The organism is Streptomyces sp. 3N207 (genome assembly GCF_052246355.1).
GTDB lineage: Bacteria > Actinomycetota > Actinomycetes > Streptomycetales > Streptomycetaceae > Streptomyces.
Map to the genome: position 1 here is coordinate 130,873 of NZ_JBQQBV010000017.1, position 11,675 is coordinate 142,547.

Sequence of the window (11,675 nt, forward strand, 5' to 3'; positions counted from 1 at the left end):
GTTACGGGGTGAGGGTCGCCGGGTCGGAGGTCCAGTAGCGGCGGCCGAGACTGATCAGCCGGAGCTGGCGGCGGGCCGTGCGGGCCACGACGTCCTCCGGCGGGCCCTCACCCTGGGCCGCCTCCAGGAACGCGGAGGCGGTCATCACCATGTGGTCGACGTAGATCTCACCCAGCATGCGCAGGTCCTCAGCGCTCCAGCCCTGGGAGACCTCGTCGCGGGCGAGCGCCTCGGCCACCTCCTCGGCGAACCGGTCGAGCTGGGCGCCGATGGCGACGCGTACGGCGGCCACCCCGCCGTGCCGTTCGCGGCATACGAAGCGGATGTGCTCGGGGTGTTCGTGCACGAAGCGGGCGATGGCGTCGACGAGGTGGTCGATACGCTCACCGTCCTCGGTGCGCTCGGTCAGCCCGGCCTGTATCACCGCGTGCAGGCTGCCCAGCGACTCCTCGACCAGGGCGACTCCCAGGTCGCTCACGTCCCGGAAGTGCCGGTAGAAGGCCGCGGGCGAGATGCCCACGGCGCGGGTGATCTCGCGCAGGCCGATGCTGCTGAGGCTCTGCTCCTCCAGCAGAGCCAGTCCGGCGTCCAGCAGTGCGCGCCGCGTCCGGGCCTTCTGGAGGTCCCGTTGCGAGTGCGCTGTCGAGTGGGGGGTGCTGCTCATGGTCTCAGTAAACAGATGTGCGCCGAGCCCTGCAATGCTGTAGTCTCGAACTCAGTGAACAGTTGTAACAACAACTGTTCACTGAACATTCAAGCTCACGACGACCGCTCACACACAGCGAGTTGGGAGAGAGGAACAGATGATCTTCCTCGTCGCAGCGTTCCTCCTGCTGGGCGTACTGGTGGGCCCGCCGGCCCAACTGCCGCCCCCGGTGACTCTCTCGGCAGCCGCGGTCATCGCCGCCTGGCTGCTGGTCTTCACCATCCGCGAGCGCACCCGCCGCAACCGGCAGAGGAGCTGACCATGAGCACCGTGCTGCTCCGCAAGGGCCGTACCCGGACGGGGGACGCCGACGACATGGCCGTGGCCTCATTCGTCATGGGTCTGGTCGGGCTGCTGGTCTTCAACATCATCCTCGGCCCCTGCGCCCTGGTGCTGGGCGGACTGGCCCTCACCCGCGGCACCACCCGGCGCGGCCGCGCCCTGCTGGGTACCGCCCTGGGCGCCGCCGACCTGATCGTGCTGGCCGTACTGGTCACCGCGAACGGCACGGTCTCCTGGAGCTTCGGGGGCTGACGCCACTACGCGCCCTTGGCGGTGCCCTTTTCGTTCTCGTCGTTCCGCGCACCGCCGAAGCGGCGGTCGCGGCGGGCGTACTCCAGGCAGGCCGCCCACAGATCGCGGCGGTCGAAGTCCGGCCACAGCACGTCCTGGTAGACCATCTCCGCGTAAGCGCTCTGCCAGATCAGGTAGTTGGACGTTCGCTGCTCGCCCGAGGGGCGCAGGAAGAGGTCCACGTCCGGCATGTCGCGGTAGTACAGATACTTCGCGAAGGTCTTCTCGTTGACCTTGGCCGGATCCAGCCGGCCCGCGGCCACGTCCTCGGCGACACCACGCGCCGCGTCCGCGATCTCGGCACGGCCGCCGTAATTGACGCAGAAGTACAGCGTCATCGCATCGTTGTTCTTCGTCTGCTCCTGGGCGACCTGGAGTTCCTGCACGACGGACTTCCACAGCTTGGGCATCCGGCCCACCCAGCGGATGCGAATCCCCAGCGCGTCCATCTCGTCCCGGCGGCGGCGGATCACGTCCCGGTTGAAGTTCATCAGGAAGCGCACCTCTTCGGGCGAGCGCTTCCAGTTCTCGGTCGAGAAGGCGTACAGCGACAGGTTCTTCACGCCCATCTCGATGCAACCCTTGAGCACGTCCATGACGACGCCCTCACCGACCTTGTGGCCCTCCGTGCGCGGCAGCCCCCGCTGCTTGGCCCACCGGCCGTTGCCGTCCATGACGACCGCCACATGGTTGGGGACCAGCTCGCCCGGGATCTTGGGCGGCCGGGCACCGGAAGGGTGCGGTTCGGGCCTCGCGTACTCGCGCTGCTGCGACCAGGACAGCATTCCGCGGCGTGCCATTCGGTACTCATCTCCAGCGGGCGGGACTCGGGGGCAGTGCTGACCCGCCCGAGCCTAGCCGCTCCTGGCCGCCTGCCGCCTGCCGGACGTAGCGCAGGGAGCGCAGCCCGCGCTCCAGGTGCCAGTGCAGATACGCCGAGACCAGACCCGAGCCCTCCCGGCAGTGCCGGGGCTCGGCGGCGTCCGCCGTCTCCCAGTCGCCGGTCAGCAGCGCGCCCAGCAGCCGCAGCGCCTCCGGGGAGGGTACGACGCTGCCCGGCACCCGGCAGTCGGCACACACCACGCCGCCCGACGCCACGGAGAAGAACCGGTTCGGCCCCGGCAGCCCGCACTTGGCGCAGTCCGCGAAGCTGGGCGCGTAACCGCCCATCGCGAGGGAGCGCAGCAGAAAGGCGTCCAGCACCAGACCCGCACCGTGCTCGCCCGACGCGAGGGTGCGCAGTCCGCCGACCAGCAGCAGATACTGCTGCACGTTCGGCTCGCCCTCGTGGTCGGTGAACCGCTCGGCGGTCTCCAGCATCGCCGTCCCCGCGGTGTAGCGGTCGTAGTCCGCGACGATGCCCTGGCCGTACGGGGCGATCGTTTCCGTCTGCGTACAGAGGGGCAGGCCGCGCCCCACCAGCTCACTGCCCCGCGCGAAGAACTGCACATCGACATGGCTGAACGGCTCCAGCCGCGCCCCGAACTTCGACTTCGTCCGCCGCACCCCTCGCGCCACAGCCCGCACCCGCCCGTGCCCCCGCGTGAGCAACGTGATGATGCGGTCGGCTTCGCCGAGCTTCTGGGTTCGCAAGACGATGCCGTCGTCGCGGAACAGGGTCATGGACGCATTGTCCCGCACGGGTCCCCGCGCCCCGAAGGGGCGCGGGGAACTGCGCGAGCGACCACGAACCACCCGCAGCCGACGGACGTCAGGCAGGGGCACCCCCCGGGGTGATGAGGGCGGACTCATAGGCGACGATCACCAACTGTGCGCGGTCACGCACGGAGAGCTTGCCCATGATGCGGCTCACATGGGTCTTCGCGGTGAGTGGCGAGAGCGCAAGCGCCTCGGCGATCTCGGTGTTGTTGAGGCCGCGCCCGACGAGGGCGAGGACCTGGCGCTCGCGGGCCGAGAGAGCGGCCAGGGCCTCTGGATACGGCGTCCCCGGCACGTCTGGCGCCGGGGCGCGCAGCACGCGGGCGATCAGCCTGGCGGTCGGCCCCGGCGAGAGCAGCGCATCGCCCGCGGCGACGGTACGGATCGCGTCCAGCAGCTCGGCGGGGCGGGTGTCCTTGACCAGGAAGCCGGAGGCCCCGGCACGCAGTGCCTCCACCACGTGCTCGTCGGTGTCGTAGGTGGTCAGGACGAGGACTTTCACTCCGGCCAGGTCCTCCTCGGCGGCGATGTGCCGGGTGGCCTCGATGCCGTCGAGGTCGGGCATGCGGATGTCCATGACGACGAGGTCCGCGCGGGTGGCGCGGGCCAGCGCGACGGCTTCCCGGCCCGTCGCCGCCTCCCCCACCACGGTCATGTCCTCCGCGGAGGCGATGAGCATGGCGAACGCCGCCCGCACCAGCGTCTGATCGTCCGCGAGGACGATCCGGACCGGGCTGCTGCCGCCGGTGGCGTTGCGCGGGGTTTCCGTCATGACAGGGCCTCCCTCGGTGCTGCGGCGGATGCCGGTGGCGCGGCGGATGTCGGTGCTGCGGCGGACGGTCGGGCGGGTAGCAGGGCTGTCACGGCGAACCCGGGACGGGGAGCGCGGGGTCCGGCCTCAAGGGTGCCGCCGACGCTGCGGGCCCGCTCCCGCATCCCGGCGATACCGAACCCGCCGGGGCCGCTCGTCCCCTCCCCCTCATCCGCCGGTGCTGCGCCCCCGCCGTCGTCGACGACGCTGACCCGCAGCGCCCCGCCCACCGCCTCCACCTCGGCCCGTACGCAGACGGAGGCGCCAGCGTGCCGTACGGCGTTGGTCAGCGCCTCCTGAACGATGCGGTACGCGGCGGCGCCCACAGCGGGCGCGGGCGCCAGGGCGTGCGCCGAGTCGCGTACGGACAGCTCGACGTGCGCGCCCGCGTCGCAGGCGGCCCTGGCCAGGTCGGGCAGTCCGGACAGACCCGGCAGCGGCTCCATCCCGTCGGCGTCCCCGGCGCGCAGCACCTCCAGCGTGGTACGCAGTTCGGCCCGCGCGCCCTGGCAGGTGTCGGAGATGCCCTCCAGTGCCTTGGCGACCGCCTCCCGGTCGAGCCGTTCGGGGTCGGCGACCAGTACATGTGCGGCGACGGACGTCTGCACTCCGATCAAGGTGATGCTGTGCGCCAGCAGATCGTGCAGGTCGCGGGCGATGCGCAGACGCTCCTGCGCGACCCGGCGGGCCGCCTCCTCCTCGCGGGTGCGTTCGGCCCGCTCGGCGCGTTCCACGACAGCGGCGAGATAGTCCCGGTGGATCCGCACCGTCTCGCCGAACAGCACACACACCACGATCCACCCGGAGGAGCGCAACATGTCGCTCAGCTCGTGGGTCCGGCCGGTACTGCTCATCACCGTCACCATGAGGCCGACGATCGCGCACAGGGTGACCAGCGAGCGCAGCGGTGGCCCGGCGACGGCCATCGAGTAGAGCGCGACCAGCGCAGCGGGCACAGCGGCCGTATGGGAGAAGTCCTGCGCGTGGTACGGGCCGACGCACACCAGAATCCCGACGATGGTCAGCCACGGCGCCCGGCGGCGGAAGATCAACAGTGCGCCGGAGCAGGTCAGCAGCGCCCAGCCGAGCAATGTGGGGAAGCGCCCGCCGGCGGGCGAGGCGGTCAGCGCCATCGCGGTCTGCACGGCGCACATGACCACCGCGAGCACCACATCGCGCCGGGTGACGGGCGCTCCCCGCTGTTGCGGACGCAGGGAGCGCTGCACGAGGGTGTTCACCGGATTCCGGGGCAGCTGCACAGCCCCAATCCTGCGGTACGGGCCACGGGTTGCGGCAGCGGGGTGTGCCCGTCACTCACGATGTATGCCCTCGCCCTCGCCCGCCGTGCGGAACAGCCGGCCCGGCCACCACATCCACCGCTTCAGCAACAGACTGGCGGAGGTGACCAGATACGTGCGCACCAGGAAGGTGTCCAGCAGCACGCCCACCGCGATGACCAGACCCAGCTGAGCCATCAGCACCATCGGCAGCGTCGCCAGCACACAGAACGTGGCGGCCAGCACGATGCCAGCCGAGGCGATCACCCCGCCCGTGGTGCGCAGCGCGACGAGTGCGGCATCGGTGACGGGCACCCCGCGCAGCGACTCCTCGCGGGTGCGGTGCATCAGGAAGATGCCGTAGTCGACGCCGAGTGCGACGAGGAAGACGAAGGTCATCAGCGGGATGCCCGGATCCAGCCCTGCGAAGCCCAGCACCGGCTCGAAGGCCAGCCCGCCCAGCCCCAGCGCGGCCCCCCAGGAGGCGACGACGGCGACCGTCAGGATGAGCGGCGCCACCAGGCTGCGCAGCAGCGCGATCAGGATGACCAGCACCGCCACCAGCACCAGCGGTATCACTCGCATACGGTCGTCCGCGTTGGTCTCCTGCAGGTCCAGCTGCTGGGCGCTGGGCCCGCCGACCATGGCCTCGGCCCCGGCCGGCGCGTCCAGTTCGCCGCGCAGCTGCCGGATGGTGGCCTTCTCCCCCGCCGACTCCGGCTTGTCCTTCGCATACGCGGAGAACTCCGTCCAGCCGCCACCGCTGCGCCCCTTCTCGACCCGTACGACGCCGTCCGTGCCGCGTACCGTCCGCTCGACGTCCCCGGCCGCGCTGCTGCGGGCCAGCACCGTGACCGGCTGGCTGCTGCTTTCGGGGAACGCCTGCTGCACCGTCTCCTGCGCGGAGACCGACTCGGGCTTCTCCGTGAAGGTGTCCTGCTCGCGCAGATCGCCCGGCATCGCGAAGGAGCCGAGACAGAGCGCACCGAGCAGCAGCGCGCCGCCCACCAGGACGGTGACCGGGCGGCGCCCCGCCGAGCTGCCCATCAAGGTGAACAGGGTGCGGCGGAGCTGCGGCTTGCTGCCGTACGCGGGAATCAGCGGCCAGAACAGCCGCCGCCCGAGCAGTACGAGCAGCGCGGGGAGCAGTGTCATCATCGCGGCGAGCGCACAGACGACCCCGACGGCGCCTACCGGGCCCAGCGCGTTGACGCTGTTCATGTCCGCCGCCAGCAGGCACAGCAGCCCCGCCGCGACCGTGCCGGACGAGGCGAGCACCGCGGGCCCGCAGCCGCGCAGCGCGGCGGTCATCGCGTCGAACGGCCGCTCGTGGGTCCGCAGTTCGTCGCGGTAGCGCGACACCAGCAGGAGGGCGTAGTCGGTACCGGCGCCGAAGATGAGCACCGTCATCACCGAGGTGTTCATGGTGGTGGCCGTCAGATCGAACGCCTGCACAAGCCCGTAGACGAGCGCCCGGGCAGCCAGCGCCGCCACCCCGACCACCAGCAACGGGACCAGCCACAGCACCGGGCTGCGGTAGGTGAGGATCAGCAGCAGTGCGACGACCACCGCCGTCCCCAGCATCAGCGTCCCGTCGACGGACTCGAAGATCTCACTGCTGTCCGCCGCCATCGCCCCGGGACCGCCCAGCTCGACGGTCAGCCCGTGCGGCGGATCGGCGCTCCCGTCCCGGATGATCCGGTCCCGGATGTGGTGCACCGCCTTGTCCCGTACGTCCTCGTCCCCCATCCCCGTGAGGGAGAACGCGGTGAGGAGGGTCTTCCCGTCCTTCGCGGGGACGGTGCGCGGGAGGACGCCGTTCTTCTCACCCGCGAGGGCGTAGGTGGTGGCGATCTTGCGCGCCTGGTTTCGGGCCAGCTCCCGGTCCGCAGCCGTCAGCCCGCCGTCGCGGTGGTGTACGAGCAGCAGCGCGCTGGTGCCGCCACCGGGCAGTTGCTCCACCAGGTGCTGCACGCGAGTGGAGTCGGCGCCGCCGGGCAGGTAGTCGGTGGGCTTGTCGCGGGTGACGTCCATGAGTTTCCCCGCGAACGGTACGGCCAGCGCGAGGACGACGACCCACAGTGCTATGACGGCCCACGGAACGGCGCGGGGCCGTCTGTTCTCGGGAGCTCGGCCCCCGGGTGGCGGCGTGGGCGTGGCCGCCCTCTCGGTCACTTCGGTCGCGGGTCCCATCCGGGCCCCCTTCTCGGTCTGTTGCGTCGGGATTGCTGACTCCCGACCAGGCTCCCGGCCCTCCGCGCCCCGATCGTCGCCCCAGCGACCGAACCCCCCACTACACCCCCGGTCGTCCCGGGGCACCCGTTACTCCCCCGGATGTACTCCCCGCTGATCCCGCCGCAGTGCTCTCTCCTCGCCCAACCTCCGGCCGCGGAGGCGGGGTCAGCGGCGGTTGCCTCGCAGGGCGTGACGCAGCCAGTGGAAGGAGTCCTTCGGGGTGCGCTCCAGGGTCGTGTAGTCCACATGGACGAGGCCGAAGCGCTGGGTGCAGCCCTCGGCCCATTCGAAGTTGTCCAGCAAGGACCACACGAAGTAGCCGCGTACGTCGGCCCCTTCGGCGAGGGCCGCGTGCAGCGCACGCAGGTGCGCGTCGAGGAAGGCGATGCGGCGGGTGTCCTCGGTCCGCTCCGGATAGGCACAGCCGTTCTCGGTGATCACGACGGGCGGCAGCCGCTCGCCGTACCGTTCGCGCAGCGTGCGCAGTGTCTCCGTAAGCCCTTCGGGGACGACGGCCCAGCCGGATCCGGTCCGTTCCCGGTCCGGCATCCGGTGCAGGGCGAAGGGGAGTTCGGCGGGAATGTCGATGCCCGCGAAGTCACCGGCTGAGCCGTCCGCGCCGACCAGGGTGGGTTGGTAGTAGTTGACGCCGTACCAGTCGAGCGGCTCGCTGATCAGCTTGAGGTCCTCGTCGACGGGCCCCGGCAGCAGCGCGGCCAACCCAGGGTCGGGGTACCGCCCCAGCAGCAACGGATCGGCGAACAGCCGGTTGCTGAGGGTGTCGTAGAAGTCCGCGGCGCCGGTGTCCGCGGCGCTGTCGGACAGCGGCTGGACGGGACCGTGCGAGTTGGCGATGCCGATGGAGCAGGCGCCGTGGGCCCGCAGCGCGCGGACCGCCAGTCCGTGCCCGAGCAACTGGTGGTGCGCGGCGGGCAGCGCGTCGAACAGCAGCCGTTCGCCGGGTGCGTGCACGCCGAGTCCGTAGCCGAGGAGGGTCAGCTCGGCGGGTTCGTTGAGCGTGATCCAGTGCGCGACGCGGTCCCCGAGGCGGGCGGCGACCACCTCGGCGTAGTCGGCGAACCGCTGCGCCGTCTCCCGCCGCAGCCAGCCGCCGCCCTCCTCCAGCGCGAGCGGGGTGTCCCAGTGGAAGAGGGTGGGCGCCGGCCGGATACCGGCTTCGCACAGCGCGTCGACGAGCCGGTCGTAGAAGTCGAGCCCCGGCCCGTTGACCCGCCCGCTGCCGGAGGGCAGGACGCGGGGCCAGGAGATCGAGAACCGGTAGGCACCGACGCCGAGTTCGCGCAGCAGCGCGATGTCCTCGGGCCAGCGGTGGTAGTGGTCGGTGGCGACGGTGGCGTCGCTGCCGTCCTTGATCCGGCCGGGTTCACGGACGAAGGCGTCCCAGGCCGACGGTCCGCGCCCGTCCTCCGCCGGCGCGCCCTCGATCTGGAACGCGGAGGTCGATACGCCCCACAGGAAGCCGTCGGGGAAGGCGGGCAACGGCTGCTGGCTCGTCATGCCAGGGGAGCCCACCAGCGTGCCGACCAGGAGTCAATACCCGTGCGTAACCTGGAAGTCCGAACGAGCGTAACCGGTGAGTCCGAACGACGGTGACGGGCCGTCAGGAAGGCGTACGGGCCTGGGCCAGCAGCCGGTCCACGTCCGCGGCCCCGAGCTCCAGCGCCCGCCCGATGGTGGCCAGCACCTCGCGCTCGGCCGCGCAGTACACCCCGTCGGCCAGCGCGATCCGCGCTCCTTGCAGCAACAGGCTTTCACGGCCGGGCACGGCCAGCTGCGGGGTGAGCGGGGCGAGCACCTCGTGCAGCTCGATCTCCAGGGAGATCCTGCCGCGGCCGTGCTGTCTGCTCTCCGCGGTGAGCACCGCGAGCAGCGCGGTCAACTCCTCCTCGGTGCAGCCGGGAAAGCCCGCGGCCCGTACGGTCTCCGCGGCCGTCTCGCGCGCCGCCCGTGCGTCCGAGCCGCCGGCGGCCAGCACGGCGAGCGCCACACTGTGCACCGCCTCGCGCAGCATGGTGGCGAGGCGCCCGGTGGTGGGCCGGTCGAGGGTGTCGGCGCCGAAGTGGCCCCGGCAGGCGACGCATTCGACGACGGGCCCCGCGACGCCGCGCGGGATCAGCGGGAGGCCCAGAACGACGAACCGGCGCCGGCCCGTGCGCCTGCGGTAGCGACGGTCACCTCCGCAGCCGGGGCAGAAGAAGTCGCCGTCGTCGAGGGTGCGCCAGCTCGTGCGGACCCCTGCGAGACGTACACGGAAGGGTCGTTGGCGCATGACCTCGCACCTCCATCACGATTCGGCAACGCCGCCGGGTGACGTGATATTAACCACAGCCGAGCGCCGGAGACAGCCCCTGGAGCCGTTTTCGGCCGTGCCGGTCACGTTCGGCACCCGCAGCTCCGCCATAAGAGGGGTGGTGCCGGGTCCGCTCCCGTACGGAAACGGACCCGGCACCCCCAACGCGAGGGCGGGCCCCGGGAGATGGGGCCCGGGTGCTCAGCGGTAGGCGCGGTTCACGGCGGAGACGGCGGCCTTGATGGAGGCTCGCACGATGTTGGCGTCGATGCCCACCCCCCACAGGACCTGGCCGCCGATGGCGCACTCGATGTAGGCGGCGGCCTGGGCGCCGACGCCCTCGCTCATGGTGTGCTCCACATAGTCGAGCAGCCGTACGTCCACGTCGATGGCGTGCAGGGCGTCGAAGAAGGCGGCCAGCGGGCCGTTGCCGGTGCCGCTCAGCACCACGGGCTCGCCGTCCACCACGGCCTCGACGGTCAGTGCGTCGGCGCCCTCGCTGGTGGTGGAGGTCTGCGCGCCGCGCAGCGCGATGCGGCCCCAGCTCTTCTCGGGGGTCGGCAGGTACTCGTCCTGGAAGGCCGCCCAGATGTCGGCGGGCGTCACCTCGCCGCCCTCGGTGTCGGTCTTCTCCTGGATGATCTTGGAGAACTCCACCTGCATCCGGCGCGGCAGATCCAGGCTGTGCTCACCCTTGAGGACGTAGGCGATACCGCCCTTGCCGGACTGCGAGTTGACGCGGATGACGGCCTCGTAGGAGCGGCCCACGTCCTTGGGGTCGATGGGCAGGTACGGAACGGCCCACTCGATCTCGTCCACGCTCTTGCCGGCCTCGGCCGCGCGGGCCTCCATGGCGTCGAAGCCCTTCTTGATGGCGTCCTGGTGGGAGCCGGAGAAGGCGGTGTAGACCAGGTCGCCCACGTACGGGTGGCGCGGGTGGACCTCCATCTGGTTGCAGTACTCGTAGGTACGCCGGATCTCGTCGATCTGCGAGAAGTCGATCATCGGGTCGACGCCCTGGCTGAACAGGTTCATGCCCAGCGTCACCAGGTCGACGTTGCCGGTGCGCTCGCCCTGGCCGAACAGACAGCCCTCGACGCGGTCGGCGCCCGCCATCACGGCCAGCTCGGCGGCGGCGACGGCGGTGCCGCGGTCGTTGTGCGGGTGCACGGACAGGCACACGTGCTCGCGGCGGGAGAGGTGGCGGCCCATCCACTCGAAACGGTCGGCGTGCGTGCTGGGCGTGGAGCGCTCGACGGTGGCGGGCAGGTTCAGGATGATCTCGCGGCCGTCCTCGGGCTGCCAAACATCCATGACGCCCTCGCAGACCTCCAGCGCGAAGTCCAGCTCGGTGTCGGTGAAGATCTCCGGGCTGTACTGGTAGCCGAAGACGGTGCGGTCGTCCAGCAGCTTCTCGGCGTACTCCATCACCAGCCGGGTGCCGTCCACGGCGATCTGCTTGACCTGGTCGCGGGTGCCGCGGAAGACGACCTCGCGGAAGACCGGAGCCGTGGCGTTGTACAGGTGGACCGTGGCGTGGTGGGCGCCCTTCAGCGACTCGACGGTCCGCTCGATCAGCTCCTCGCGGGCCTGGGTGAGGACGGAGATCGTCACGTCCTCGGGGATCGCGTCCTCCTCGATGATGGAGCGCACGAAGTCGAAGTCGGTCTGGCCGGAGGAGGGGAAGCCGACCTCGATCTCCTTGTAGCCCATCCGGACCAGCAGATCGAACATCTCCCGTTTACGGGCCGGGGACATCGGGTCGATCAGCGCCTGGTTGCCGTCCCGCAGATCGGTCGACAGCCAGCGCGGGGCCTTGGTGATCCGGTTGCCGGGCCAGGTGCGGTCGGGCAGGTCGACGGCCTCGTACTGTCCGTACCTGTGGACCGGCATGCCGGAGGGGCGCTGGCGTACGGAGGCGGCGGTGAGCGGAGTGGCGCGGCCGATGGGTGCCTGGGTCGGGCGGGCAGAGCTGGCCGGCTGCTGAGATGTCATGGCGTTCAGGCTCCTGAGAGGTGGCTGTTCCAAGACCGACGACAGCACTGAACTCCGCGGGGAGGGGGTCGGCCTTGCGGTGGCTACAGACCCTCGCCGCGGCAGCTA

Annotated in this window: 10 protein-coding genes and 1 pseudogene; 2 read left to right on the plus strand and 9 right to left on the minus strand. The window is 71.1% G+C overall.

All coding sequences use genetic code 11. From position 1 onward, the window contains the following. Position 1: 1 nt before the first annotated feature. Positions 2-664 (minus strand): TetR family transcriptional regulator, encoded by a 663-nt coding sequence (locus ACTWP9_RS25110; RefSeq protein ID WP_443248530.1) that lies wholly within the window; start codon positions 662-664, stop codon positions 2-4. 139 nt (positions 665-803) lie between these two features. Here ACTWP9_RS25110 and ACTWP9_RS25115 point away from each other — a divergent pair, with 139 nt between their 5' ends. Together ACTWP9_RS25115 and ACTWP9_RS25120 are read left to right on the plus strand one after the other, a co-directional pair. Then, the gene (locus tag ACTWP9_RS25115) at positions 804-965 is read left to right on the plus strand and encodes a hypothetical protein (RefSeq protein WP_443248531.1); all 162 of its coding nucleotides are present in this window, start codon (positions 804-806) and stop codon (positions 963-965) included. A 2-nt stretch (positions 966-967) separates the two neighbouring features. After that, a complete protein-coding gene (locus ACTWP9_RS25120) occupies positions 968-1,240 on the plus strand; it encodes a DUF4190 domain-containing protein (protein WP_443248532.1) in 273 nt (90 codons plus the stop codon). 5 nt (positions 1,241-1,245) lie between these two features. Here the strand turns inward: ACTWP9_RS25120 and ACTWP9_RS25125 are convergent, their stop codons facing one another. The 8 genes and pseudogenes from ACTWP9_RS25125 to leuA all read right to left on the minus strand — a co-directional run bounded on the left by ACTWP9_RS25125 (position 1,246) and on the right by leuA (position 11,567). After that, entirely contained in the window at positions 1,246-2,079 is an 834-nt protein-coding gene (locus tag ACTWP9_RS25125; protein ID WP_443248533.1) for an isoprenyl transferase, read from the minus strand. 76 nt (positions 2,080-2,155) lie between these two features. Then, positions 2,156-2,902, minus strand: a pseudogene (gene recO, locus ACTWP9_RS25130) (DNA repair protein RecO); the annotation flags it as partial. An 88-nt stretch (positions 2,903-2,990) separates the two neighbouring features. After that, the gene (locus tag ACTWP9_RS25135) at positions 2,991-3,710 is read right to left on the minus strand and encodes a response regulator (protein WP_443248534.1); all 720 of its coding nucleotides are present in this window, start codon (positions 3,708-3,710) and stop codon (positions 2,991-2,993) included. Beyond that, positions 3,707-5,008, minus strand: a complete 1,302-nt coding sequence (locus ACTWP9_RS25140; RefSeq protein WP_443248535.1) for a sensor histidine kinase — start codon at positions 5,006-5,008, stop codon at positions 3,707-3,709. Before ACTWP9_RS25140 ends, ACTWP9_RS25135 begins: the two co-directional genes overlap by 4 nt. Before the next feature lie 51 nt (positions 5,009-5,059). Further along, the gene (locus tag ACTWP9_RS25145) at positions 5,060-7,219 is read right to left on the minus strand and encodes an MMPL family transporter (protein WP_443248536.1); all 2,160 of its coding nucleotides are present in this window, start codon (positions 7,217-7,219) and stop codon (positions 5,060-5,062) included. Positions 7,220-7,426: 207 nt separating this feature from the next. Beyond that, complete coding sequence (locus ACTWP9_RS25150) at positions 7,427-8,779, minus strand: GH1 family beta-glucosidase (RefSeq protein WP_443248537.1); 1,353 nt, start codon at positions 8,777-8,779, stop codon at positions 7,427-7,429. 103 nt (positions 8,780-8,882) lie between these two features. After that, on the minus strand, positions 8,883-9,551 hold the full coding sequence (locus tag ACTWP9_RS25155) for a TerB family tellurite resistance protein (RefSeq protein WP_443248538.1): 669 nt from the start codon (positions 9,549-9,551) through the stop codon (positions 8,883-8,885). Positions 9,552-9,773: 222 nt separating this feature from the next. Further along, on the minus strand, positions 9,774-11,567 hold the full coding sequence (gene leuA, locus ACTWP9_RS25160) for a 2-isopropylmalate synthase (protein WP_443248539.1): 1,794 nt from the start codon (positions 11,565-11,567) through the stop codon (positions 9,774-9,776). Positions 11,568-11,675 lie beyond the last annotated feature (108 nt).

Coding starts and splice junctions, on each gene's coding strand:
- ACTWP9_RS25110 (WP_443248530.1), bottom strand. CDS start 664: ATGAGCAGCACCCCCCACTCGACAGCGCACTCGCAACGGGACCTCCAG.
- ACTWP9_RS25115 (WP_443248531.1), top strand. CDS start 804: ATGATCTTCCTCGTCGCAGCGTTCCTCCTGCTGGGCGTACTGGTGGGC.
- ACTWP9_RS25120 (WP_443248532.1), top strand. CDS start 968: ATGAGCACCGTGCTGCTCCGCAAGGGCCGTACCCGGACGGGGGACGCC.
- ACTWP9_RS25125 (WP_443248533.1), bottom strand. CDS start 2,079: ATGGCACGCCGCGGAATGCTGTCCTGGTCGCAGCAGCGCGAGTACGCG.
- ACTWP9_RS25135 (WP_443248534.1), bottom strand. CDS start 3,710: ATGACGGAAACCCCGCGCAACGCCACCGGCGGCAGCAGCCCGGTCCGG.
- ACTWP9_RS25145 (WP_443248536.1), bottom strand. CDS start 7,219: ATGGGACCCGCGACCGAAGTGACCGAGAGGGCGGCCACGCCCACGCCG.
- ACTWP9_RS25150 (WP_443248537.1), bottom strand. CDS start 8,779: ATGACGAGCCAGCAGCCGTTGCCCGCCTTCCCCGACGGCTTCCTGTGG.
- ACTWP9_RS25155 (WP_443248538.1), bottom strand. CDS start 9,551: ATGCGCCAACGACCCTTCCGTGTACGTCTCGCAGGGGTCCGCACGAGC.
- leuA (WP_443248539.1), bottom strand. CDS start 11,567: ATGACATCTCAGCAGCCGGCCAGCTCTGCCCGCCCGACCCAGGCACCC.